Annotated in this window: 17 protein-coding genes and 1 pseudogene; 8 read left to right on the forward strand and 10 right to left on the reverse strand. The window is 73.0% G+C overall.

Features of this window, described 5'->3' with window-relative positions:
• Window positions 1–587: maltotransferase domain-containing protein (locus IE108_RS23740; protein WP_189397759.1), on the reverse strand; the 587-nt coding region annotated here is incomplete at its 3' end.
• 398 nt (window positions 588–985) lie between these two features.
• Here IE108_RS23740 and IE108_RS23745 point away from each other — a divergent pair.
• Window positions 986–3,604, forward strand: a complete 2,619-nt coding sequence (locus IE108_RS23745) for a glycosyltransferase family 1 protein (protein ID WP_064731974.1) — start codon at window positions 986–988, stop codon at window positions 3,602–3,604.
• A gap of 117 nt (window positions 3,605–3,721) precedes the next feature.
• On the opposite strand, the gene IE108_RS23750 is transcribed toward IE108_RS23745, so the two are convergent.
• The 8 genes from IE108_RS23750 to glgX form a co-directional block, all read right to left on the reverse strand.
• Complete coding sequence (locus tag IE108_RS23750; protein WP_064729918.1) at window positions 3,722–4,231, reverse strand: DUF1990 domain-containing protein; 510 nt, start codon at window positions 4,229–4,231, stop codon at window positions 3,722–3,724.
• A gap of 70 nt (window positions 4,232–4,301) precedes the next feature.
• Entirely contained in the window at window positions 4,302–5,939 is a 1,638-nt protein-coding gene (locus IE108_RS23755; protein ID WP_064729919.1) for a M4 family metallopeptidase, read from the reverse strand.
• Window positions 5,940–6,242: 303 nt separating this feature from the next.
• Window positions 6,243–8,294 carry a M4 family metallopeptidase gene (locus IE108_RS23760; protein WP_064729920.1) on the reverse strand — a complete coding sequence of 684 codons (2,052 nt, stop codon included), beginning with the start codon at window positions 8,292–8,294 and terminating at the stop codon, window positions 6,243–6,245.
• 291 nt (window positions 8,295–8,585) lie between these two features.
• On the reverse strand, window positions 8,586–10,355 hold the full coding sequence (locus IE108_RS23765) for an ABC transporter ATP-binding protein (RefSeq protein ID WP_064729921.1): 1,770 nt from the start codon (window positions 10,353–10,355) through the stop codon (window positions 8,586–8,588).
• Window positions 10,352–12,157: an ABC transporter ATP-binding protein gene (locus IE108_RS23770; protein WP_189397763.1), complete on the reverse strand. Its 1,806-nt coding sequence runs from the start codon at window positions 12,155–12,157 to the stop codon at window positions 10,352–10,354. The genes IE108_RS23765 and IE108_RS23770 overlap by 4 nt, the downstream gene beginning before the upstream one ends.
• A 28-nt stretch (window positions 12,158–12,185) precedes the next feature.
• Window positions 12,186–14,057 (reverse strand): ABC transporter ATP-binding protein, encoded by a 1,872-nt coding sequence (locus tag IE108_RS23775; protein WP_064729923.1) that lies wholly within the window; start codon window positions 14,055–14,057, stop codon window positions 12,186–12,188.
• A complete protein-coding gene (locus IE108_RS23780) occupies window positions 14,054–15,892 on the reverse strand; it encodes an ABC transporter ATP-binding protein (RefSeq protein ID WP_064729924.1) in 1,839 nt (612 codons plus the stop codon). Before IE108_RS23780 ends, IE108_RS23775 begins: the two co-directional genes overlap by 4 nt.
• 100 nt (window positions 15,893–15,992) lie before the next feature.
• On the reverse strand, window positions 15,993–18,260 hold the full coding sequence (glgX, locus tag IE108_RS23785) for a glycogen debranching protein GlgX (protein WP_064729925.1): 2,268 nt from the start codon (window positions 18,258–18,260) through the stop codon (window positions 15,993–15,995).
• A 155-nt stretch (window positions 18,261–18,415) separates the two neighbouring features.
• Here glgX and IE108_RS23790 point away from each other — a divergent pair, with 155 nt between their 5' ends.
• From IE108_RS23790 to IE108_RS23820, 7 genes and pseudogenes are all read left to right on the forward strand, one after another.
• Window positions 18,416–19,642: a L,D-transpeptidase gene (locus IE108_RS23790; RefSeq protein WP_064729926.1), complete on the forward strand. Its 1,227-nt coding sequence runs from the start codon at window positions 18,416–18,418 to the stop codon at window positions 19,640–19,642.
• 142 nt (window positions 19,643–19,784) lie between these two features.
• Complete coding sequence (locus tag IE108_RS23795; protein ID WP_064729927.1) at window positions 19,785–20,984, forward strand: L,D-transpeptidase; 1,200 nt, start codon at window positions 19,785–19,787, stop codon at window positions 20,982–20,984.
• Window positions 20,985–21,073: 89 nt separating this feature from the next.
• Window positions 21,074–21,841, forward strand: coding sequence for an enoyl-CoA hydratase/isomerase family protein (locus IE108_RS23800; RefSeq protein ID WP_064729928.1), 768 nt, complete (start codon window positions 21,074–21,076; stop codon window positions 21,839–21,841).
• 273 nt (window positions 21,842–22,114) lie between these two features.
• Complete coding sequence (locus IE108_RS23805) at window positions 22,115–22,618, forward strand: ATP-binding protein (RefSeq protein ID WP_064729929.1); 504 nt, start codon at window positions 22,115–22,117, stop codon at window positions 22,616–22,618.
• Between the two features lie 97 nt (window positions 22,619–22,715).
• The gene (locus tag IE108_RS23810) at window positions 22,716–23,351 is read left to right on the forward strand and encodes an ADP-ribosyltransferase (protein WP_064729930.1); all 636 of its coding nucleotides are present in this window, start codon (window positions 22,716–22,718) and stop codon (window positions 23,349–23,351) included.
• A 92-nt stretch (window positions 23,352–23,443) separates the two neighbouring features.
• Window positions 23,444–23,659, forward strand: coding sequence for an EF-hand domain-containing protein (locus IE108_RS23815; protein WP_064729931.1), 216 nt, complete (start codon window positions 23,444–23,446; stop codon window positions 23,657–23,659).
• Window positions 23,660–23,845: 186 nt separating this feature from the next.
• Window positions 23,846–24,520 (forward strand): annotated as a pseudogene (locus IE108_RS23820) (NADPH-dependent F420 reductase); the annotation flags it as partial.
• Between the two features lie 7 nt (window positions 24,521–24,527).
• Here the strand turns inward: IE108_RS23820 and IE108_RS23825 are convergent.
• A complete protein-coding gene (locus IE108_RS23825; protein WP_064729933.1) occupies window positions 24,528–25,085 on the reverse strand; it encodes a glycoside hydrolase family 25 protein in 558 nt (185 codons plus the stop codon).
• Between the last annotated feature and the right edge of the window lie 69 nt (window positions 25,086–25,154).

Below are 25,154 nucleotides of genomic sequence, written 5' to 3' on the forward strand. Positions count from 1 at the left end.
CGCAGCGGATGCCGGGCCAGGACCGCGTCCACCTCCGGCGTCAGCGCCGCCGCCAGCCGGGCCGCGGCGGGCCGGGTCTCGTCGCGCATCGCCTCCACGGCCGCCAGCAGGATCCGCCGGTCCCCGGACCCGGGCACGTCGGCCGCCGCGCGCTCGTAGAGGCGGACGCCCTCGTCGAGGACCAGGTCGGTGTCCATCCCGGCCGGGATCTTGATCCGGGCGTGGTGCCGCCAGGTGGAGACCGGGTCGCCCCACGCCTCCACCGTGAACGACCAGGTCCCGGGCTCGCCGGCGGTGACGGTGGCACCCCAGCGGTCCGTGCCCGGCGCCAGTTCCCGCATCGGTGTCCAGGGGCCCGGGCGGCCGCGTGGATCTCTCAGGACGACGTTGGCGGCGACCGCGTCGTGCCCCTCCCGGAACACGGTGGCGGAGACCTCGAAGGACTCGCCGGTGACGGCCTTGGCGGGCCGGCGCCCCTGCTGGACGACCGGGCGGACGTCCAGGACGGGGATGCGTCCGACGGCCGTGTCCCCGGCGCTGGTGGTGCCGTCCGGCTGGGCTGCTGACGAGTGGTGCGTGGCGGGCATGACCGCTCCTGTCCGCGTCAACGTGGGTGGGCGGATGACTCTTGGGGAGGTGGGTCCTGCGGGTGCGTGCGGGGCGTACCGCAGGAGCCTTCCCACACTCTTCTGGTGGGCAATCCGGCACTTTGTTAACTACTCGCGCGTATGTCGACACACACGACGGGCCTGTCCCAACGCCTTCCCGGATGCCGTTGCCGCAATCAGCGCCTTCGCGACATGTGCAGCCTTTCGCGCCCGGGTGACGTGCCACAAGAAGTCCGCAGGGAGGAGATCCGGCCATATCGCCCCGCCCGTGGGCATTAGCCCGTCCGGCGTTTGCGGACACGGCCGTTCAGGCCGAATCGGAGTCCCGCGGGCGAAGCCCCCGGCACGGGACACATCACCCCGGTAACGTCGTGGGGGTGAAGGCGATCCGTCGACTGACCGTCCGTCCCGTTCTCCCCGACCCCCTCCGGCCGCTCAGTGACCTGGCCCGCAATCTGCGCTGGTCCTGGCACCCGGAGACCCGTGACCTCTTCCAGTCCGTCGACCCCGCGTGCTGGGCCTCGTCCGGCCGCGACCCGGTGAGACTGCTCGGCACCGTGCCGCCCGCGCGCCTCGCGGAGCTGGCCGAGGACCGGCCCTTCCTGAGCCGGCTGACCGCGGTGGCCGACGACCTCGACCACTACCTGACCGGCGACCGCTGGTACCAGGCCCAGTCGGGCCGACTGCCCGCCGCCGTCGCCTACTTCTCGCCCGAGTTCGGCATCACCGCCGCCCTGCCCCAGTACTCCGGGGGACTCGGCATCCTGGCCGGCGACCACCTCAAGGCCGCCAGTGACCTGGGCGTGCCCCTCGTCGGCGTGGGCCTGCTCTACCGGCACGGCTACTTCCGGCAGTCCCTGTCCAGGGACGGCTGGCAGCAGGAGCACTACCCCGTCCTCGACCCCCACGAGCTGCCGCTCGTCCTCCTGAAGGAGACCGACGGCACCCCCGCCCACGTGGCCCTCGCGCTGCCCGGCGGCCGGGAGCTGCGGGCCCGGATCTGGCTGGCCCAGGTCGGCCGGGTGCCGCTGCTGCTGCTCGACTCGGACGTCGAGGAGAACGACCTCGGCGAACGCGGCGTCACCGACCGGCTCTACGGCGGCGGCAGCGAGCACCGGCTGCTCCAGGAGATGCTGCTCGGCATAGGAGGTGTCCGGGCGGTGCGCACGTACTGCCGGCTCACCGGCCACGCCGCGCCCGAGGTGTTCCACACCAACGAGGGCCACGCCGGCTTCCTCGGCCTGGAGCGCATCGCCGAACTCTGCGACGAGGGGCTGGAGTTCGGCTCGGCGCTGGAGGCGGTGCGGGCCGGGACCGTGTTCACCACCCACACCCCCGTGCCGGCCGGCATCGACCGCTTCGACCGCGAGCTGGTCGCCCGCCACTTCGGCCCCGACGCCGAGCTGCCGCGCATCGACGTCGAGCGGGTCCTCAGGCTCGGCATTGAGACCTACCCGGGCGGCGAACCCAACCTGTTCAACATGGCCGTGATGGGCCTCAGGCTGGCCCAGCGCGCCAACGGCGTCTCCCTGCTGCACGGCGGGGTCAGCCGGGGCATGTTCGCCGGACTGTGGCCGGGCTTCGACGCCGAGGAGGTGCCGATCACCTCCGTCACCAACGGCGTGCACGCCCCGACCTGGGTCGCGCCCGAGGTGTTCCGGCTGGGCGCCCGGCAGATCGGGGACCGGCGTGCCGAGGACGCCCTGGCCGTCGGCGGCTCGGACCGCTGGGACTCGGTCGCCGACATCCCCGACCAGGACATCTGGGAGCTGCGCCGCACGCTGCGCGAGCAGCTGGTCGAGGAGGTGCGGGAGCGGCTGCGCGCCTCGTGGCGGCAGCGCGGGGCCGGCACCGCCGAGCTGGGCTGGATCGACGACGTCCTCGACCCGGACGTGCTCACCATCGGCTTCGCCCGCCGCGTGCCCTCGTACAAGCGGCTGACGCTGATGCTGCGTGACCGGGACCGGCTGATGGACCTGCTGCTGCACCCCGAGCGGCCGATCCAGATCGTCGTCGCGGGCAAGGCGCACCCGGCGGACGACGGCGGCAAGCGGCTGGTCCAGGAGCTGGTCAGGTTCGCGGACGACCCGCGGGTGCGGCACCGCATCGTCTTCCTGCCCGACTACGGCATGGCGATGGCGCAGAAGCTCTACCCGGGCTGCGACATCTGGCTGAACAACCCCCTGCGGCCGCTGGAGGCGTGCGGCACCTCCGGCATGAAGGCGGCGCTCAACGGCTGCCTCAACCTGTCGGTCCTCGACGGCTGGTGGGACGAGTGGTTCCAGCCCGACTTCGGCTGGGCGATCCCCACCGCCGACGGCCCGGGAACCGACCCGGACCGGCGCGACGCCATAGAGGCCGCCGCCCTCTACGACCTGCTGGAGCAGCGGGTGACCCCCCGCTTCTACGAGCGGGCGGCGAGCGGGCTGCCCGACCGGTGGATCGAGATGGTCCGCAAGACCCTCAGTCTGCTGGGGCCGAAGGTGCTGGCCGGCCGCATGGTCCGCGAGTACGTCGAGCGGCTCTACGCGCCGGCCGCCGAGGCCCACCGCGCGATGGACCCGGACTCCGCCCGCGGCCTCGCGGAGTGGAAGGCCCGGGTGCGGTCGGCCTGGTCCGGGGTGAGCGTCGACCACGTGGAGACCAGCACCGGCAGCGCGCTGGCGGAGCTGGGCTCGACGCTCGGGCTGCGGGTGCGGGTGAAGCTGGGCGAGCTGGCGCCGGAGGACGTGGAGGTGCAGGCGGTCTCCGGGCGGGTGGACTCCGAGGACCGGATCACCGACGCGTCCAAGGTGCCGCTGAAGCCCGTCGGCGGCCCCGACCTGGAGGGCCGCTGGGTGTACGAGGGCCCGCTGGCGCTGGACCGGACCGGCCCCTTCGGCTACACGGTCCGCGTGCTGCCGGCGCACCGGCTGCTGGCGTCCGGCGCGGAGCCGGGGCTCGTGGCCGTGCCCTCCGACGACCTGGCCCAGGCGGCGGGGCTGCTGATGCGGTGAGCCCCGCCGGGCCGCCGGCCCGCCGGCCCGCCGGTCTGACGGCACGACGGCACGACGGCACGACGGCACGACGGCACGACGGCACGACGCTCGGGCGGCGGCGGCCGGGGCGGGCGTTCAGCCCTCCTCGTCGCCGCCGCTCAGCCGTCGCAGCACGGTGCCGCACCGGCGGGCGTAGGCGTGCTGGAAGGCCCGGGCGGCCGGACCGCCGGCCTTGGCGTACCACTTGGCGGGGCGGCTGAAGGCGCTCACGGTCAGCCACACGGTGCCGTCACCCGTGCGGTCCACCACGAAGGCCTCCTCGCCGGACTCGGGGTGGCCGGGCAGCGTGCCGTAGGCCCAGCCGGCCCGGCGGGGTTCGTCCAGCGTCCACACCACCCGGCAGGGCGCCTTGATCATCCCGGCGAGGGTGACGGTGACGTCGACGCCGGGCGCGGCCCGTTCCGCGCTCGCCTCGATGCCGACGCCCATCTCCCGGTGCATCTCCCAGGTGAGCACCGCCTCGACGGCCCGCTGGAACACCGGTTCGCCCTCACCGAGGCGGGTGCGTACGTGCATGAGGCGGAAGCCGGGCGGGCAGTGGCCCTGCTCGCGGGTCGCGCCGACGTCGTCGTACGTGAAGGACATGGGCACCAAGACTAGGACGGCACCCGGGAACCGCTGGTCCCGGGTGCCGTCCGCCGCGTGTTGGGGTCCGTCAGGCCACGTTGATCGCGGTCCAGGCCGCGCCCACCGTCTTGTACTCGGTGCTGTCCGCGCCGTAGAGGTCCGACGCCGCGCTCAGGGTGGCCGTGCGGGCCGCCTTGTAGTTCGTCGTGGACGTCATGTACGTGGTCAGCGCCTTGTACCAGATCTGCAGCGCCTTCTCGCGGCCGATGCCGGTGACGGTGGAGCCGTCGGAGGTCGGGGAGTCGTACTGCACCCCGTCGACCGTGCGCGCCCCGCTGCCCTCGGCGAGCAGGAAGAAGAAGTGGTTGGCCGGGCCCGAGGAGTAGTGCACGTCGACGCCGCCGAGGCCGGATGACCAGTAGTCCTTGGACGCGCCGTCCTTGCTGGGCTTGTCCATGTAGCGCAGCGGGGTGCCGTCGCCGTTGATGTCGATCTTCTCGCCGATGAGGTAGTCGCCCTTGTCGGCGGAGCTGTTCGCGAAGTACTCGACACCGGTGCCGAAGATGTCGCTGGTCGCCTCGTTGAGGCCGCCGGACTCGCCGCTGTAGTTGAGGCCCGCGGTGTTGGAGGTGACGCCGTGGCTCATCTCGTGCCCGGCGACGTCCAGCGAGGTGAGCGGGTTGGTGTTGCCCGTGCCGTCGCCGTAGGTCATGCAGAAGCAGGCGTCGGACCAGAAGGCGTTGACGTAGTTGCTGCCGTAGTGGACGCGGGAGTAGGCGGCCTTGCCGTCGTTCTTGATGCCGCTGCGCCCGAAGGTGTCCTTGTAGAAGTCCCACGTGGTCTGCGCGCCGTAGGCGGCGTCCACGGCGGCGGTCTGGTCCTGGGCGTCGGCGGAGGCGGTGCCGGTGCCCCACGCGTCGTCCGCGTCGGTGAACAGGGTGCCGGTGCCGGAGGTCGAGCGGGCCAGGTTGTACGTCTTGTGGCCGCCGCGCCCGGTGTCGTGCAGTTCGTAGGACGAGCCCGACTTGGTGGTGCCGAGGGTCACCTCGCCCGAGTACAGGCTCTTGCCGGAGCCGGTCTCGATGCCCTGGTACTCGTACAGCTTGGCGCCGGTGGCGGCGTCGGTGATCACGTGCAGCTCGTTCGGGGTGCCGTCGTCCTGGAGGCCGCCGACCACGGTCTCGTAGGCGAGGACCGGCTTGCCGGTGGCCGCCCAGACCACCTTGCGGGGCGCCGAGTCGGCCGCCGCCTTCGACGACCCGGCGTCCTCGGCCGCGGACAGCGCCTGGGCCTCGGCCCTGGCCGCGTCGACCTTCGGCGTCACGGTGGCGACCTCGACGGCGGCCTTCGTCGCTCTGGTCACGCCCTCGGCCGCGCCGGACTCGGAGCGGTGCACGACGAGGTCACCGCCGAGGACGGGCAGTCCGTCGTAGGTGCGCTCGTAGCGGGTGTGCACGGTGCCGTCGCGGTCCTTGACCACGTCCTTGACGACCAGCTTCTCCTTGGCGCCGAGGCCTATCTCGCGCGCGGTGCCGGCCGCGCCGGCCTGCTGCTCCTGGATGAGCGCGGTGCGGGCGGTGTCCGACAGCAGGAGGGGGGCGCCCGGCAGGGCGGGGCTCGCGGTGGCGCTGCCCGCGCCCAGGGCGGTGCTGAGCAGGGCGCCGGCGGCGACCGCGGTGGCGAGGGCGAGGGTGGTGCGCTTGTGGCGCGCGATGTGGGGGGACACACAGACTCCTTCGGTGGGGGTCCGGTCGGCGTGGGGTCCGGCCGGAGTTGGCTGCGAAGTTGTGCGGCGGATCACCGAAGACTGACACCGAGGGCGCGTACATGTCAGGGGGGTCGAATGATGTTGGCCGAAAGTTGACGGCCGGGTGAATGTTGCGGGTGTGTGAACCCGTGTGACCTCGGCAAAGCGCAAACCCTCGGGACGTATGGCCTTGGCAAAAAAGCGCGGACATGGGGAGGGCGCCGCCCCGGGGGATTCGAACCACCGGGACGGCGCCCTGACCGTGGGGACCCGCGTACGGGCCTACGGGAAGGTGAGCTTGAAGGAGTTGATGTAGCCGGTGTCGCGGGCCGCCACGTCCTGGACGCGCAGCTTCCAGGTGCCGTTGGCGGTCTCCGAGGAGGCGTTCACCGTGTACGTCTGGTTCACGTTGTCCGCCGAGTCGGAGGAGCTGGAGTTCTTCAGGCGGTACGCCGTCCCGTCCGGGGCCAGCAGGTCGACCACCAGGTCACCGCGGTAGGTGTGCACGATGTCCACCGCGGCCTGGAGGTTGGCCGGCGCGTTGCCCGCCCGGCCCGTCACGGTGACCGACGAGGTGACCGCCGCGCCGTTGTCCGGGATCGCCACGTCGGCGGCGTTCTCGAAGGAGGTGCCGCCACCGCCGCCGCCGGAGCGGGCGCCGACGTTGATGCCGGCCCAGGCGTCCTGCACCCGCTTGTACTCGGTGCTGTCCGTGCCGTACAGCTCACCGGCGGCCGCGAGGGTGCCGGTGCGCGCCGCCGCGTAGTTGGTGTTCGAGGTGAACTTCGTGGTCAGCGCGCGGAACCAGATCTTCGCCGCCTTGTCGCGGCCGATGCCGGTGACCGGGAGGCCGTCCGAGGTGGGCGAGTCGTAGCTGACACCGTTGATGGTCTTGGTGCCGCTGCCCTCGCTCAGCAGGTAGAAGAAGTGGTTGGCGGGGCCCGAGGAGTAGTGGACGTCGATGCTGCCGATGCCCGAGTACCAGGCGTCCTTGGACGCGCCGTCCTTGCTCGGCTTGTCCATGTAGCGCAGCGGCGTGCCGTCGCCGTTGATGTCGATCTCCTCGCCGATGAGGTAGTCACCGACGTCGCTGGAGTTGTTCGCGTGGAACTCGACGGCCGCGCCGAAGATGTCGGAGGTGGCCTCGTTGAGCCCGCCGGACTCGCCGCTGTAGACCAGGCCCGCGGTGTTGGAGGTGACGCCGTGCGTCATCTCGTGGGCGGCCACGTCGATGGACGTCAGCGGGTTGGCGTTGCCGGAACCGTCGCCGTACGTCATGCAGAAGCAGCTGTCCGACCAGAAGGCGTTGACGTAGTTGTTGCCGTAGTGGACGCGCGAGTAGGCGCCCACCCCGTCGCCGCGGATGCCGGACCTGCCGTGGACGTTCTTGTAGTAGTCCCAGGTCAGCGCGGCCCCGTAGTGGGCGTCGGCGCCGGCGGTCTCGGCGTTGGAGGCCTGGCCGTTGCCCCAGACGTCGTCGGGACCGCTGAAGAGCGTCCCGGTGCCGGAGGTGCCGCGGTTCAGGTTGTACGTCTTGTGGTTGCCGCGCGTGGTGTCGGTCAGCGTGTACGACGACCCGGACTGCGCGGTGCCCAGCGTCACCGTGCCGCTGTACATGGTGTTGCCGGTGCCGTTGTGGATCGCCTGGTACTCGAAGAGCTTGGCGCCGGTGGCGGCGTCGGTGATCACGTGCAGCTCGTTCGGGGTGCCGTCCTCCTGGAGGCCGCCCACGACCGTCTCGTACGCCAGCACCGGGTTGCCCTGCGCCGCCCAGACCACCTTGCGCGGGGCCCGGTCGGCCGCCGCCCCCTCGGCGCCGGCGGCCTTCGCGACGGACACGGCCTGCTGCTCCGCCTTGCCGGCGGATATCTTCGGCGTCACCGTGGCCGGCCTGATCGCCTTGGACGTGGCCTTCACGACCCGCTCGGTCTTCCCGGCGTCGCCGGCCACCACCAGGTCGCCGCCGAGGACGGGCAGCCCGTCGTAGGTCCGCTCGTAGCGGGTGTGCAGCGTGCCGTCGCGGTCCTTGACCACGTCGCGGACGACCAGCTTCTCCTTGGCACCCAGGCCCAGGTCACCGGCGGTCTCGGCCTTGGTGGCGTTGGCGTCGCGGATCAGCTCGGCGCGCTGGGCCGGGGTCAGCGTGACCGACTCGGCACCGGGTGCGGGGGCCTGGACGGGCGCGGCGGTGGCGGCACCGGACTGCACCGCCGTGGCGATCAGCGCGGCGACACCGGCCAGCGCGACGGCGGCGGCGCGCCGCTGCGCGACCCGGCGGGAGGGGGTGTGGGACGTGGTGTGGGAGGTGCGTCTGTGGGGAGAACTGCTGCTCAACACCGACTCCTTCTGCGTGGCCGCGGGGTGCGCGGCCAGGGGAGACCGGTCGGCGGGTGGCCGGCCGGGCGGAACTGTGCGGTACGCAGAGATCACGTGCGGGAGCTGGTCGCCGCACAGCGCTCGTGAGGAAGCTGTGGGGGCGCTGTGAAGGGACCGACGGAAGAGTGGCAGGCGGACGACCCCCTTGTCAGGGGCGCGTCAGCAAGTTGGCTGGAAATGGTTCGTTGACCGGGAGTTCACGTTCGATAAACGGAGCCGTCGTGTGCGGCCCGGCTACTGACTGCCCGGTCAGTCCGCGGCCGCCCGGCCGGACGGCTCCCCGTGCCAGGAACCCCACAGCGCCGCGTACGCCCCGCCGGCCGCCACCAGCTCCTCGTGCGTGCCCAGTTCGGTCAGCAGGCCGCCCTCCATCACGGCCACCCGGTCGGCGTCGTGCGCGGTGTGCAGCCGGTGCGCGATGGCGATGACCGTACGGCCCTTCAGCACCGCGGCGAGCGCCTGCTCGGTGTGCCGGGCCGTCGTCGGGTCCAGCAGGGCGGTGGCCTCGTCCAGGATCAGCGTGTGCGGGTCGGCCAGCACCACCCGGGCCAGGGCCAGCTGCTGGGCCTGCGAGCCGTCCGTGCGGTGCCCCTTGGCGCCCAGGTCGGCGTCCAGGCCCCCGGGCAGCTCCCGCACCCAGGGCTCGGCGCCCACCGCGGCGAGCGCCGCCCACAACTCCCCGTCCCCGGCGCCCGGTTCGGCGATCAGGAGATTGTCCCGGACCGTGCCCAGGAACACGTGGTGCTCCTGGGTGACGAGCACGACCTGGCGGCGCAGCCGCTCCGGACCGAGCGCGACCACGGGCACCCCGCCCACCGTCACCGAGCCCTCCGTCGGCGCGTCGACGCCCGCGAGGAGCCGGCTCAGCGTGGTCTTCCCGGCGCCCGACGGACCGACGACCGCCAGCCGTTCGCCCGGCCGCACCGTCAGGTCCACGCCGCGCAGCACCTCGCCGCCCCGCTCGTACGCGTACCGCACCCCCCGGACGTCGATGCGGTCGTCCGCCGGCACCGCCGACCCGTCCTCCGCCGACCGCGGGGCGCGGGCCAGCCCCTCCACCCGCGCGAAGGACGCCGCGCCCGCCTGGAGCTGCTCGGTCCGCATCAGCACCTCGTCCAGCGGCCCCGCCAGCTGCTGGAGGTACACCGCGCACGAGACCACCGTCCCGAGGCTCACCGACCCGTGCGCGTGCAGGAACCCCCCGCACAGCAGGACGCCCGCCACCGGCAGGACGTAGGAGACGTCCACCGCCGGGAAGAACACGCTGCGCAGGAAGAGCGTGTGCAACCGGGTGCGCTTCGAGACCTCCAGCGCCTCCCGGTTCGCCGCCACCCGCCGGCCGGCCAGGTGGAACGCCTCGACCGTGCGGGCCCCCGCCACCGTGGCGGCCAGGGTCTCCGCCACCTCCGAGGTGGCCGCGCCCTCGGCCAGGTACGCGGCCCGCGCCCGGCGCAGGTACCAGCGCAGCGCGACCCAGGCCGGCGTCAGCCCCAGCACCCCGACCGCGCCGAGCAACGGGTCGAGCACGAACACCGCGCCCGTGAGGAACAGCGCCTGCACCGAGTTGACCAGGAGGTCGGGCCCGGCGTCGCGCAGCGTCGTGCCGACGGTCGTCACGTCGGCGGTGCCCCGGGTCGTCAGGTCGCCGGTGCCGGCCCGCTCCACCACCGACGCGGGCAGGGCGAGCGCCCGCTCCACGTACCGCTCCCGCACCCGGGCCAGCGTCCGCTCCCCGAAGCGGTGGCCGACGTAGCGGGCCCAGCGGGCCAGCAGCAGCTGGGCCAGCGAGCAGAGCAGAATGGCGAGAGCCATGCGGTCGACGGCCCCGACCCCCGCCCCGGCTCGCACCTCGTCGACGATCCGGCCCAGCAGCCAGGGGCCGGCCAGACCCGCGGCGGCGGCCAGGGCGTTGAGGCCGAGGACGGTGGCCAGGGCGCGGCGGTCCTCGCCCAGCAGCCGGGCCGCGGCCCGCCGGACCTCGGCGCGTTCGGCGACGGGGAGCTGTCCCGCGGACGTCATCGGACCACCTCTTCGTCGTCCCTCGCGACCAGGGCCCGGTACCCCGGTTCGGTGTCGAGCAGGTCGCGATGGGCGCCGGTGGCGGCCACCTTGCCGTCGACCAGGAACACCACCGTGTCGGCGCGGTCCAGCACCAGCGGGGAGGTGGACGCGACCACGGTCGTGCGGCCCGCGCGGGCCTCCCGCAGGCGGGCCGCGACCGTCGCCTCGGTGTGGGCGTCCAGGGCGGAGGTCGGCTCCACGGCGAGCAGCACCTCCGGTGCGCTGAGGAGGGCGCGGGCGAGGCGGACGCGTTGCCTTTGGCCGCCGGACAGGTCGCCGGCCTGGGCCGCGACCGGTGAATCGAGTCCGTCGGGGAGGGCGCGGACGATGTCTTCGGCGGCGGCCGCGTGGATGGCTTGGGTGAGGTGCGCATCAGAGACTGCCCCGGTTTGCCGCCCGGCGGGTGCGGGTGCGTCGTGGCTTGTCGCGCCCACGCGGCGGAGCCGCAAATCGACACTGCCCGCGCCCCTCGGGGGCGGCGTGTCCTGGTCGCCTACTACGTCGCGCAGGGCGCCCGCGAACAGGTCGGCCTCCGCCTCGGCGACCAGGATGCGGGACCGGATCTGGGGGAGGGGGACGGCGGACAGCGGGACCTCGCCCCAGGTCGCCTCCGACGGGGTGTAGCGGCCCAGGCGGTCGATGACCTCGGCCGCGTCGGCGGGCCGGGAGCCGGCCAGGGCGGTCAGGCGGCCGGGGAGCACGCGTACCCCGGAGGCCGGGTCGTGCAGGGCCGAGGGCTCGGCGGGGGCGTCGCGGGTGCCGGTGTCCGGCTCGGGCTCCAGACGCAGGAAGGCGACGACGCGGCGGGCGGCCACCACGCCCCGGCTGAGCTGGTGCCCCATCTCGATCAGGAACGCCACCGGCCAGCCCAGCGCGACCACGTAGCCGTACACCGACACCAGCTCACCCACGCTGATGTGCCCCCCTACGGCCTGCCGGGCGCCCAGCCAGGTCACCAGCGCCAGGAACAGCACCGGCAGCCCCACCCCCAGCGCCTGGATCCAGCTCGTCACCGCCCCGACCCGGTAGCCCCGCTCGCGCAGCAGCGCCGAGTCGCGCCGGAAGGCGTCCGCGACCAGGCCCTTGCCGCCCAGCCCGTTCAGCACCCGCAGCCCGCCCGCGAGGTCGCCGATGCGGGCGGTGAGCACCGACTGCCCCTCCCGGTACTCCGCCTCCCGGCCCTGGAGGCGCCCCATGAGCGGACCCAGCAGCACCGCGAGCACCGGAACCCCGATCAGCACCACGAGGGCGAGCGGCGTCGACACCGACAGCATCAGCGCCCCGACCACCGCGTAGGCGACGACCGCCCCGACGCCAGGGCCCACGGCCGTCAGCGCGGCGCTGATGGTCTGCACGTCGCCCACGCCGATGGTGACGACCTCCCCGGCGCCCACCTGCCGACGCAGCGCGGCACCGAGCCGGGTGGCGTGCCCCACGACCACCTTGACCGTGCGGAAGTTGGCGTCCATCCGTACCCGGGTCATCACGCGGTGCCGCATCAGGCCCAGCCACGCGTTGAGGGCCCCGACGCCGACCAGCGCGCCGGTCCAGCCCGCCAGCGCGCCCGTGTCACCGGGCTCCAGGCCGTGGTCGACGGCCCGTGCCATCAGGTACGGCGTCGCCGCCAGCAGGACCATCCAGGTACTGGCGAGCACCGCCCCCGCCGCGCAGCGCGGCCACTGCCTGCCGACCAGCCAGGCCAGGTAGCGCCAGCCGCCCCGGCGCTCCGGCGTGCCGGGATCCGCGTACGCGTCGATCACCACGGCCGTCCCCCGCGCCGGACCGCCCTCACGCGAGGCTGTCCCGCCACGCCCGGTGCAGGTCCGCGAACCTGCCCGTCCCGGCGATCAGTTCGTCCGGGGCGCCGTCCTCCACGATCCGGCCGTGCTCCATGACCAGCACCCGGTCCGCGATCTCCACGGTGGAGAGCCGGTGCGCGATCACCACCGCCGTACGGCCGCTGAGCACGGTCGTCATCGCCCGCTGCACCGCCCGCTCGCCCGGGACGTCCAGCGAGCTGGTCGCCTCGTCGAGGATCAGCACCGCCGGGTCGGCCAGCAACGCCCGCGCGAACGCCACCAGCTGGCGCTGGCCGGCGGAGATGCGGCCACCGCGCTTGCGGACGTCCGTGTCGTAGCCGTCGGGCAGCGCGGCGATGAAGTCGTGGGCGCCGATCGCCTTCGCGGCCCGCTCGATCTCCTCGCGCGTCGCCTCCGGCCGGCCGATCGCGATGTTGTCGGCGACCGTGCCGGAGAACAGGAACGCCTCCTGCGTCACCATCACCACCCCCCGCCGCAGCTCGGGCACGGCCAGGTCGCGCAGGTCGACGCCGTCGAGCAGGACCCGCCCGTGGGAGGGGTCGTAGAACCGGGCGAGCAGCTTGGCCAGCGTCGACTTGCCCGCGCCGGTCGACCCGACCACGGCGACCGTCTGCCCGGCCGGGAGGGTCAGCGCGAAGCGCGGCAGCACCTCGCCGCCGGTGCGGTAGCCGAAGCTGACCTCGTCGAAGACCACCTCGCGGCCCGGGTGTTCGCCGGCCGCCCGGGGCAGCTCCTTCGGCGCGGCCGGTTCGGGCACCGACGGCGTCTGGGCCAGCAGTCCGGCGATCTTCTCCAGGGAGGCCGCCGCCGACTGGTACGAGTTGAGGAACATGCCGAGCCGGTCGATCGGGTCGTACAGCCGGCGCAGGTAGAGCACCGACGCCGCCAGCACACCGAGTGCCAGCGTGCCGTCCGCGACCCGGTAGGCGCCCCACAGCACGATGCCCGCGACGGCCGTGTTGGCGACCAGCCGGGACCCGACGACGTAGCGGGCCATCTCCAGGAGCGCGTCGCCGTTGGTCCGCTCGTGGCGCCGGTTCAGGACCGCGAAGCCGGCGTCGTTGGCGGCCTCCCGGCGGAAGGCGCGCACCGGGCGGATGCCGTTCATCGTCTCCACGAACTTCACGATCACCGACGCGATCGCCGTGGACCGGTGCCGGTACACGCGCGCCGCCCGCCTGCGGTACAGCCGCACCAGCGCGTACAGCGGCACGAACGAGGCCACCGCGACCGCGCCGAGGCCGAGGTCCAGCCAGAGCAGCAGGGCCGCGATGTAGACGAAGGAGAGGATGACCGTCACCAGCTCCTGGAGCCCCTCGTCGAGCAGTTCGCGCAGGGACTCCACGTCCGTGGTGGAGCGGGAGATGAGTCGCCCCGAGGTGTAGCGCTCGTGGAAGTCGACGCTCAGCGCCTGCGCGTGCCGGAAGATCCGCCCGCGCAGGTCGAGGAGGACGTCCTGGCTGACCCGGGCGGCCGCCGCGATGAACGCGTACTGGAGGCCGCCCGCCGCCAGCGAGCACAGCAGGAAGCCCGCGCCCACCGCGACCAGCGGCCCGTGGTCGTCGTCGCGCAGGGCCGGCACCGCGTGGTCGATGGCGTACGCCACCAGCAGCGGACCGGCCTGCACCGCCGCCTGCTGGAGCAGCAGGAGGAGCACGGTCACCGAGACGCGGGCCCGCAGCGGCGCCAGCAGGGAGCGCAGCAGGGCGCCGGTCGCGCCGGGCGGGCTGGGCAGGACGTCCTGGTCGAAGAGGCCGTCGTCGGCAGGGGCCCCGGACCCGGCCGGGTCACCGCCCTCCGGCTGCTCCCGGTCCGGCGCGGTGGCCGTCGGCGCGGTCATCGGACCTCTTCCTTCCGCAGTCCTGCGGGCACCTCGGGCGCGTCGTGGCCGTCGAGACCGGACATCAGATGGGCGTACTCGGCGTTGCCGCGCAGCAGTTCGTGGTGGGTGCCGACGGCCGCGATGCGGCCCCCGGAGAGCAGGGCGACGCGGTCGGCGAGCAGCACCGTGGAGGGCCGGTGGGCCACGATCAGCGCGGTGGTGTCCGCCAGGACGTCCCGCAGGGCTGCCTCCACCGCGGCCTCGGTGTGCACGTCGAGCGCCGACAGCGGGTCGTCCAGGACGAGGAACCTCGGTCTGCCGACCACGGCCCGCGCGAGCGCGAGGCGCTGGCGCTGGCCGCCGGACAGGCTGAGGCCCTGCTCGCCGACCTGGGTCCCGGTGCCCTCGGGGAGCGCGTGCGCGAAGCCGGCCTGCGCCACCGACAGCGCCCGGTCCAGCTCTTCGGCGCCGGCGTCCTCGCCCGCACCCATCAGCACGTTCTCCCCGACGGTGGCCGAGAAGAGGGTGGGCTCCTCGAAGGCCACGGCGACCATGGAGCGCAGTTCGTCGCGCGAGAGGGCGGTGATGTCCTCGCCGTCCAGCGTGATCCGGCCGGCGGTCACCTCGTGCAGGCGCGGGACGAGCGCCGTCAGCGTCGTCTTGCCGCTGCCGGTGGCGCCGACCAGGGCCATGGACTCGCCGGGACGGATGTGCAGGTCGACGTCGGTCAGCAGGGGCGGGGAGCCGGGGTCCGCGTCGGGGTACCGGAACCGGACGTTCTCGAACCGGAGGCCGTCGGTCCGCCCGGCCGCGGGCAGCGGTGCGGCCGGGGAGGCACCCCCCGGCGACTCCACCTGCGCGTCCATCACCTCGAAGTACCGGTCCGTGGCCGTCGCGGCCTCCTGGCTCATCGCCAGCAGGAAGCCGATGGACTCCACCGGCCAGCGCAGGGCCAGCGCGGTGGACAGGAACGCCACCAGCGTCCCCGCCGACAGCGCCCCGTCCGCCACCCGCACCGAACCCACCACCAGCGCCGCCCCGATCGCCACCTCCGGCAGGACGACGATCACGGCCCAGATGGACGCCAGCAGCCGCGCCTTGCGCAACTCCGTCCCGCGCAGGGTGTGGGACAGCTCGTGGAACGCCCGTGCCTGACTGCGGTGTCGGCCGAACCCCTTGATGATCCGGATGCCGAGCACGCTCTCCTCGACCACGGTCGTCAGATCCCCCACCTGGTCCTGCGCCCGGCGCGCCGCCTCGGAGTACTTCTTCTCGAAGACCACGCAGGTGAGCATCACGGGGATCGCCGGCCCGAGGACGACCAGGCCGAGCGTCCAGTCCTGGACCAGCATGATGCCCACGCCCGCCAGGATCGTCACGCCGTTGACCAGCAGGAACGTCAGCGGGAAGGCGAGGAACATCCGCAGCAGCATCAGGTCGGTGGTCCCGCGCGACAGCAACTGCCCCGAGGCCCAGCGGTCGTGGAAGGCCACCGGCAGCCGCTGCAGGTGCCGGTAGAGGTCCGCGCGCATCCCCGCCTCCACGCCGGCCAGCGGGCGGGCCACCATCCACCGCCGCAGCCCGAACAGCAGCGCCTCCGCGAGCCCGAGGAGCAGCAGGTACAGCGCCCCGAGCCACACGCCGCCCGGATCGCGGTCGGCGACCGGGCCGTCCACCATCCACTTCAGGACGAGGGGGATCACCAGCCCCACGCAGGAGGCGGCGATCGCGACGCACGCGGCGGTCGCCAGCCGCACGCGCACGGGGCGGACGTACGGCCACAGCCGCAGCAGGGAGCGCACGGTGGAGCGGTCGCCGGCGAGGTCCGGGGCGGGAACGGGTGTAGTGGGCATCAGCAGCGAGCCTACGGTTCACCACTGACACTGCCCACCGAGTTTTCGCGCGCACCGGGGTCGTACGGGAGCACCCTCCGCCCGCCCGGCGCCCTGAGCGCTACCCCGCCCGCAGCAGCAGCACCGTCCGCGCCGGCACCGTCACCGGTGCTCCCGCCGGATGGGCGGTGCCCGGCTCCGAGGCCTGATCCTCGCGGCCGGTGTCGACGAGCACCTCGTACCGCTCCGCCCACGGCGGCCCCGGCAGGACGAACTCGGCGGGCGCCGCGCCCGCGTGCAGCACTGCGAGGAAGCTGTCGTCGCAGATCGCCTCGCCGCGCTCGTCGCGCCCCGGGATGTCCCGCCCCGACAGGTACATGCCGAGGGTGGCGGCCGGGGAGTACCAGTCCCGTTCCGTCATCTCCGTGCCCCGGGCGGTGAACCAGGCCAGGTCGCGCAGGCCGTCCGCGGAGTGCGGGCGGCCGGAGAAGAAGGCCCGCCGGCGCAGCACCGGATGCCGGTGGCGCAGGGCGAGGAGACGGGAGGTCAGCTCGAAGAGGGGACGCCACTCGGGGTCCTCCAGCAGGCTCCAGTCCACCCAGCTGATCTCGTTGTCCTGGCAGTAGGCGTTGTTGGAGCCGCGCTGGGTGCGGCCCATCTCGTCGCCCGCGACCAGCATCGGCACCCCGGTCGACAGCAGCAGCGTGGTCATCAGGTTGCGCAGCTGGCGCCGCCGCAGCGCCCCCACGGCGGCGTCGTCCGTCTCCCCCTCCGTACCGCAGTTCCAGGACCGGTTGTCGTCCGAGCCGTCCCGGTTGCCCTCGCCGTTCGCCTCGTTGTGCTTGCGCTCGTAGCTCACCAGGTCCCGCAGCGTGAAGCCGTCGTGCGCCGTGACGAAGTTGACCGACGCGTACGGTCTGCGCCCGCCCCACGCGTACAGGTCGCTGGAGCCCGACAGGCGGTAGCCCATCTCCCGCACGTCCGGCAGCGCGTGCCGCCAGAAATCCCGCACCGCGCCCCGGTAGCGGTCGTTCCACTCCGTCCACAGCGGCGGGAACGCGCCCACCTGGTAGCCGCCCGAGCCCACGTCCCAGGGCTCGGCGATCAGCTTCACCCGGCGCAGCACGGGGTCCTGCGCGATCACCGCGAGGAACGGGGAGAGCATGTCGACGTCGTGCATCGACCGGGCCAGCGCCGCCGCCAGGTCGAAGCGGAAGCCGTCCACGCCCATCTCCGTCACCCAGTACCGCAGCGAGTCGGTGATCAGGCGCAGCACGTGCGGCTGGACGACGTGCAGCGTGTTGCCGCAGCCCGTGTAGTCGGCGTACCGGCGGGCGTCGGACTGGAGCCGGTAGTAGCCGCGGTTGTCGATGCCCTTCAGGGACAGCGTCGGGCCCAGCTCGCCCGCCTCCGCCGTGTGGTTGTAGACGACGTCGAGGATCACCTCGATGCCCGCCGCGTGCAGGGCCCGCACCATCCGCCTGAACTCGCCGACCTGCTCACCCGTGGTGCCGGAGGCGGCGTACGCCGCGTGCGGGGCGAAGTAGCCGACCGAGTTGTAGCCCCAGTAGTTCCGCAGGCCGCGCTCCAGCAGATGACTCTCGTGCGCGAACTGGTGCACCGGCAGCAGCTCCACCGCCGTCACGCCCAGCCGCGTCAGGTGCTCCACCGCCGCCGGGTGCGCGAGCCCCGCGTACGTGCCGCGCAGCTCCTCGGGGATACCGGGGTGCCGCTTCGTGAAGCCGCGCACGTGCAGCTCGTAGATGACCGAGTCCGCCCACGGCGTCTTCGGCCGCCGGTCGTACGTCCACTCGTCGTCGGGACCGCCGTCGTGGACCACGACCCCCTTCGGGACGAACGGCGCCGAGTCCCGCTCGTCGCGCACGGTGTCCGCCACCCGCTGCTCCGGCCAGTCCCGCACGTGCCCGTACACCTGCGGCGGCAGCGCGAAGTCGCCGTCCACGGCGCGCGCGTACGGGTCGAGCAGCAGCTTCGCCGGATTCCAGCGGGCGCCGGTCCACGGGTCCCAGCGGCCGTGCACCCGGTAGCCGTAGCGCTGCCCCGGCAGGACGCCCGGCACGAAGCCGTGCCAGATCTCGTGGGTCAGCTCGGTCAGCCGCACCCGGCTCTCCCGGGCGCCGGGGCCCGGCCCGTCGAACAGGCACAGCTCCACCGCCTCCGCCCCGCCCGCCCACAGCGCGAAGTTGGTCCCCGCCACCTGGCCGGGACCGGTCCGGAACCGCGCCCCCAGCGGCACCGGCGTACCCGGCCAGGCCGGCACGGTGGGCGGCGGCGCGGCGCGCCGGGCGCCGTTCACCACGACGGAGGGACGCGCTTCGTCGGCGGCCCGTTTCCCGGCCACCGCCTCCTGCTCGGCTGCGCTGGACACCTGTCAGCCTCCCACGGCTCATGGAACGACGTCCGGCAAGAGGGCGTGCGGCGTCCCGGCCGCTGCTCCCCGTCGCGCCGTCCTCCCCACAGTTCTGCCCACCGGGTGGCTCGCACTCACGTTTCCCCAGGGCCGACCGGTCGTTACGGGTGGATGTGAGGCACGTACATGGGCGCGCACGGCGCGCGGGGGCCGCTCTGGCCGCCGTACTGACATGGGCAGGACTGCTGGCCGGGGCCGCCGGATGCACCTCGGGCGGCGGCGGCATCGGCGGGATGTTCGGCAAGCCACCCGCCGCGGAGGACGTCATCCGCGTCACCCCGGACGACGGGAGCAGGGCCGTCCGGCCGGAGAAGAAGCTGTCGGTGCGGGTGCCCGACGGCCGGCTGGAGTCGGTGAAGGTCGTCCGGTCGCAGGACGCGCAGGAGACACCGGTGCCCGGCCGGATCTCGGCCGACGGGCTCAGCTGGCGGCCCGCCGACGACCGGCTCGCCCTCGCCGCGAAGTACACGGTCGACGCCGTCGCGCTGGACGGCGACGGACACCGCTCCGCCCGCCACACCACCTTCACCACCCAGGTCCCCGAAGAGCGCTTCATCGCCTACGTCGCTCCCGAGAACCGCTCCGTCGTCGGCACCGGCATGATCGTCTCGCTGGAGTTCAACCGCGAGATCACCGACCGCGCCGCCGTCGAACGCGCCGTCTCGGTCACCGCCGACCCCCCGGTCGAGGTCCGCCCCCACTGGTTCGGCAAGGAACGCCTCGACTTCCGCCCCGAGGAGTACTGGGAGCCCGGCACCGAGGTCACCGTCGACCTCGCCCTGCGCGACGTGGAAGGTGCGCCCGGCGTCTACGGGCTCCAGCACAAGAAGGTCTCCTTCACCGTCGGACGCAGCCAGGTCTCCAAGGTCGACGCGGTCCGCCGGACGATGGAAGTGCGCCGGGACGGCTCGCTGCTCGCCACCGTGCCGATCACCGCGGGGGCGCCCGCCACCCCCACCTACAACGGCAAGATGGTGATCACCGAGCTGCTCGACGTCACCCGCATGAACAGCCGCACGGTCGGCTTCGGCGGCGAGTACGACATCCCCGACGTCCCGCACGCCATCCGCCTGACCAGCTCCGGAACCTTCCTGCACGGCAACTACTGGGCGCCCGCCGACACCTTCGGCCGGGCCAACGTCAGCCACGGCTGCGTCGGCCTGCGCGACGACAAGGGCGGCGGCGCGGACACCCCGGCGGGCTGGTTCTTCGACCGCAGCCTCGTCGGCGACGTCGTCGAGGTGGTCCGCAGCAAGGACCGGACGGTCGCCGCGGACAACGGGCTCGGCGGCTGGAACATGGGCTGGAAGAAGTGGACCGCGGGCGGCGCCGTGCGGTGACTCCCGGGACGCCCGCGCCAACTCGGTACGGAACGGTGACAATTCACCGGTCCCCCGCCCCCCTGGCCTGCGGTTACGATGCGCCGGTGCGCGCAGGCGCACCGGGGTGCGGGCCTGACCGGGCCCGGCGAGGGGAGACAAGTTGAACGTGCGTCCGATATCGGGGGCGGTGCTCGCCGTGCTGATGCTGGCGGTCACCGCGTGCGGCGGGGGCGGATCGGACTCCGGAGGCGGTTCGGGGGACGGCAAGGCCAAGGACTCCACCGCGGCGCAGAGCAAGCAGTCCGAGGCCGTCGTCACCATCGCGCCGAAGAACGGGGCCAAGGCCGTCGACACCAGCGGCGCCCTCAAGGTCGGCGCCGCCGGGGGCAAGCTCACCGAGGTCCTGGTCAAGGACGGCGAGGGCGCGAAGGTCGACGGTGAGATATCCGGGGACGGCGCCACCTGGACGCCGTCCACCCACCTGGCCGCCTCCACCACGTACACCGTCCACGCGGTCGCCAAGGACGCCGAGGGGCGTTCCGCCGCCGAGGACTCCCGCTTCACCACCCTGACGCCCGAGAACACCTTCGTCGGCACCTTCACGCCGGAGGACGGCTCGAAGGTCGGCGTCGGGATGCCGTTCTCGATCCGCTTCACCCGGGGCATCACCAACCCCGAGGACGTCGAGAAGGCCATCCGGATCAAGACCGAACCGGCCGTGGAGGTCGCCGGCCACTGGTTCGGCAACGACCGGCTCGACTTCCGGCCCGAGAAGTACTGGAAGCCCGGCACCAAGGTCACCGTCGACCTCAACCTCGACGGCGTCGAGGGCCGCGAGGACGTCTACGGCAAGCAGGCCAAGACCGTCTCCTTCACCGTCGGCCGCAGCCAGGTCTCCGTCGTCGACGCCAAGAAGCACACGATGAAGGTCGTGCGGGACGGCAAGACGATGAGGACCCTCAAGGTCACCACCGGCTCGCCCGGCTACGAGACCTGGAACGGCCAGATGGTCATCACCGAACGGCTCGCCGTGACCCGGATGAACGGCGAGACCGTCGGCTACGGCGGCGAGTACGACATCAAGGACGTCCCGCACGCCATGCGCCTGTCCACCTCCGGCACCTTCATCCACGGCAACTACTGGAGCGGCGACGCCTTCGGCAACCGCAACGCCAGCCACGGCTGCATAGGCCTGCGCGACGTGCGCGGCGGCTGGGACGAGAAGGCCCCGGCCGCGTGGTTCTTCGACAACTCCCTCATCGGCGACGTCGTCGTGGTCAAGAACTCCGACGACGCCACCATCGCCCCGGACAACGGCCTCAACGGCTGGAACATGTCCTGGGAGAAGTGGAAGGCCTGAGCCCGCACCCCGCTCCGGCCCCGGTGACCGCCTCCGTGTGAGGTACGGCACCGGGGCCGAAGCCGTTAGTCACCGTTAACCTGCTGGGCATGACCGTCACTCTCGAAGCAGCCGAAGGCGTCGCCACGCTGCGCCTGGACCGCCCGCCCATGAACGCCCTGGACGTCGCCACGCAGGACCGGCTCAAGGAACTCGCGGAGGAGGCCACCCGCCGCGAGGACGTCCGCGCCGTGGTGATCTACGGCGGCGAGAAGGTGTTCGCCGCGGGCGCGGACATCAAGGAGATGCAGGTCATGGACCACGCGGCGATGGTTGCGCGGGCCCGTGCCCTCCAGGACTCCTTCACCGCGGTGGCCCGCATCCCCAAGCCGGTCGTCGCGGCCGTGACCGGCTACGCCCTCGGCGGCGGCTGCGAACTCGCCCTCTGCGCCGACTTCCGCATCGCCGGCGAGAACGCCAAGCTGGGCCAGCCCGAGATCCTGCTCGGCCTGATCCCGGGCGCCGGCGGCACCCAGCGCCTCTCCCGGCTGGTCGGCCCCTCCCGGGCCAAGGACCTGATCTTCACCGGCCGGCAGGTCGGGGCCGAGGAGGCGCTGACGCTCGGCCTGGTCGACCGCGTGGTCCCGGCCGGGGAGGTCTACGAGCAGGCGCACGCCTGGGCCGCGCGGCTGGCGAAGGGTCCGGCGATCGCGCTGCGCGCGGCGAAGGAGGCCGTCGACACGGGCCTGGAGACCGACATCGAGACCGGTCTCGCCGTCGAACGCAACTGGTTCGCGGGCCTGTTCGCCACCGCGGACCGCGAGATCGGGATGCGCAGCTTCGTGGAGGAGGGGCCCGGCAAGGCGAAGTTCCGCTGAACCTCCCTTCAGGGACTTGCAATTGACGCGATGTCTGATCCGGGTCCCTCGATGGGACGGTTTATGGCAGCCTTAACGCACCATTAAGCGTGTCGCGTCGAGGGAGGCCCCCGCTTGTCTCCGGCCGAGCCGTCCGCCCAGCTCAGTGGGGCCGTTCCCGCCGCCGAGCTGCCTCTGGCACATGCCGCTGGAGCCCCGCCGGACGCGGCCCCACCGGGGGCGCATTCCCCGGGAACGCCCCCGGAGCCCTCCGGGGGCGGCCATGATGGGGGCATGGCGGGGCTGGAGGGTACGGGACAGCCGCGGGGAGCCGGACGTGCGACCGCGGCGCGCTGGTCGCCGGCGGTGGAGGACGAGCGCGCGCACAAGGCGCTGGAACTGTTCGGCAACCCCACGGAGCGCGAGGTTCCGTTACCCTCCCGGCCCGAGTCCGCCGCCACCGCCCGCCGACTGGCCCAGGTGGTGGCCCTGCGCCAGTGGCAGCTCGGCCCCAAGGTCACCGAGGACACCGTCCTGCTCGTCTCCGAGCTGGTCGGCAACGCCGTCCGCCACACCGGAGCCCGCGTGTTCGGCCTCCACATGCGCCGCCGCCCCGGCTGGATTCGCGTCGAGGTCCGCGACCCCTCCCGGGGGCTGCCCTGCCTGATGCCGGTCCAGGAGACGGACATCAGCGGACGGGGCCTCTTCCTGGTGGACAAGCTGTCCGACCGCTGGGGCGTCGACCTGCTGCCGCGCGGCAAGACAACCTGGTTCGAGATCCGGGTCGTCGACCGGTGAGTGACCATCTGCCGCTCACAGCAACCCCGTTCGCCGGACACGCCACCTACGGGTGAGAATCCGGAACGTGCCGCTCCGCGGTCGGGATCCTGACCGCATGATCATCACTCGCCTGCGGCGCAGGACCGCCGCCGCCGTCCTGTCCCTCGCCGCCGTCCTCGCCACCTCGGCCGCGACCGTCCCGGGCTCGTCCGCCACCGCGTCCGCCGCCTCGGCCGCCCCCGCGGCGACGTCCGCCAAGGCCGCACCGGCCTGCCCCCAGTTCGACGACAAGACCAAGGCCGCCGCCGACCGCGGCGTCGACATCGACCGCATCACCCCGAAGCCGGTCTGGCGCACCACCTGCGGCACCCTCTACCGCAGCGACAGCCGGGGCCCGCAGATCGTCTTCGAGGAGGGCTTTCACGCCAAGGACGTCTACAACGGCCAGTACGACGTGGAGAAGTACGTCCTGGTCAACCAGCCCTCGCCGTACGTCTCGACGAGCTACGACCACGACCTGTACAAGACCTGGTACAAGTCCGGCTACAACTACTACGTCGACGCCCCCGGCGGCATCGACGTCAACAAGACCATCGGCGACACGCACAAGTGGGCCGACCAGGTCGAGGTCGCCTTCCCCGGCGGCATCCAGCGGCAGTACATCATCGGGGTCTGTCCGGTCGACCGGCAGACCAAGACCGAGATCATGAGCGACTGCGAGAGCAATCCCCACTACCGGCCCTGGCACTGACGCCCCGGCGCGGGCAGATATTCTGACCCGCGTCAGATTCGTCCACGGGGCGAGCAGAGCAGACCAGCCGAGCAGGAATGAGGGGCGGACCGGTGGCGGACATCGAGGAAGCACGCAGGCAGTTCGACCGCATCGACACGGACGGTGACGGGTACATCACCGCCGCCGAGTTCAAGAAGGCGCTCGCCCAGGGCGGCGACTGGAACGTCACCGAGTCCGTGGCCGAGGCGATCATCGCCAACCGGGACCTCGACGGCGACAAGCTGATGTCGTTCGAGGAGTTCTGGGCCCCCCTGAACAAGTCCTGAACCCGCCCCACCCGCACGACGGGGGCGCCTCCCGGCCGGCCCGGGGGCGCCCCCGACGCATGCCCGCCGTTGCTGCGGTGGAGTGAAGCCGGGGCGGCACCGGAATAGGTCGTCCGGCACCGGGGTTGACCGGCTCGTCGGCGCGGTCGGCGCGCCGTCGACCCGGAACACGATCCCCGAAGGGCCAGGCGACTCGGCATCATGAAGATCGGCATCATCGGCGCGGGAAACATCGGCGGCAACCTCACCCGGCGGCTGACCGCCCTCGGGCACGACGTCTCCGTGGCCAACTCGCGGGGACCCGAGACGCTCGCCGCACTGGCCGAGGAGACCGGCGCCACGCCCGTCCCCGCCACGGAGGCCGCGCGCGGCGCCGAGGTGGTGGTCGTCACGGTCCCGCTGAAGGCGGTTCCGGACCTGCCGTCGGGCCTGTTCGACGGGGCGGCCGAGGGTGCGGCGGTCATCGACACCGGCAACTACTACCCGCAGCGGGACGGCAGGATCGCCGGCATCGAGGACGAGGGGCTCACCGAGAGCCGCTGGACCGAGGGCCACCTGGGACACCCGGTGATCAAGGCGTTCAACGGCACCTACGCCCAGGACCTCCTCGACCGCCACCGCCCGGCCGGCGCCCCCGACCGCATCGCCCTCCCGGTCTCCGGCGACGACGGGGCGGCCAAGGCGAAGGTCCGCGCCCTGATCGACCAGCTCGGCTTCGACACCGTGGACACGGGGGGCATCGACGACTCCTGGCGCCAGCAGCCCGGCACCCCGGTGTACGGCCTGCGCGAGGGTGTCGACGGCGTCACCAAGGCGCTGGCCGAGGCGTCCCCGGAGCGCCCGGCGGACTTCCGCGGCTGACGCGCGCTCAGGCGCTCTGCGCCCAGGCCTTGAGGGCGGCCTTGTCGGCGAAGTCCCCGGCATTGGTGTCGACCGGGTTGTCCGTGTACTGGTGGAAGCGCCAGTCCGCCTGGATGCGGGGCTTGCCCGCCGTCACGTAGTCGGCGATCCAGAGGCCGTCACCGGCGTACGAGGTCGTGTCGACGTTGAGCCAGAAGTTCCGGTTGCAATAGAGAATGACCCGATTGTCCGGTCGCAGTGCCCGCACCTTCCGGATGAAACTGTCCTTCTCCGCGTTGCTCGCGTGGGTGCCCTCGCCCGTCGTCTCCCAGTCGACGGCGAGTATGTCGCCCTTGCGGTCCGGGGCCTTGGAGACGAAGTAGGAGGCCTGGGCGTCGAGGTTCCCCGGCCACAGGAAGTGGTAGAAGCCGACGACGAGCCCGGCGTCGCGGCCCCGCTGCGTCTGCGCCGCGAGCTTCGGGTTGACGTAGGTGCGGCCCTCCGTCGCCTTGACGAAGACGAAGGAGAGCCCGTCCGTGGCGTAGCTGGAGGACTGGTAGGCGCTGACGTCGATGCCGCGCAGCATGGGGCCTCCCTGAGGGGCGGTGGGGGGACGGGAGTTGGTTATTCCCCACCATCGCACGGGTGATCCCCG

It is taken from the genome of Streptomyces parvulus, assembly GCF_014648855.1.
In the GTDB taxonomy this organism is placed as follows: domain Bacteria; phylum Actinomycetota; class Actinomycetes; order Streptomycetales; family Streptomycetaceae; genus Streptomyces; species Streptomyces parvulus.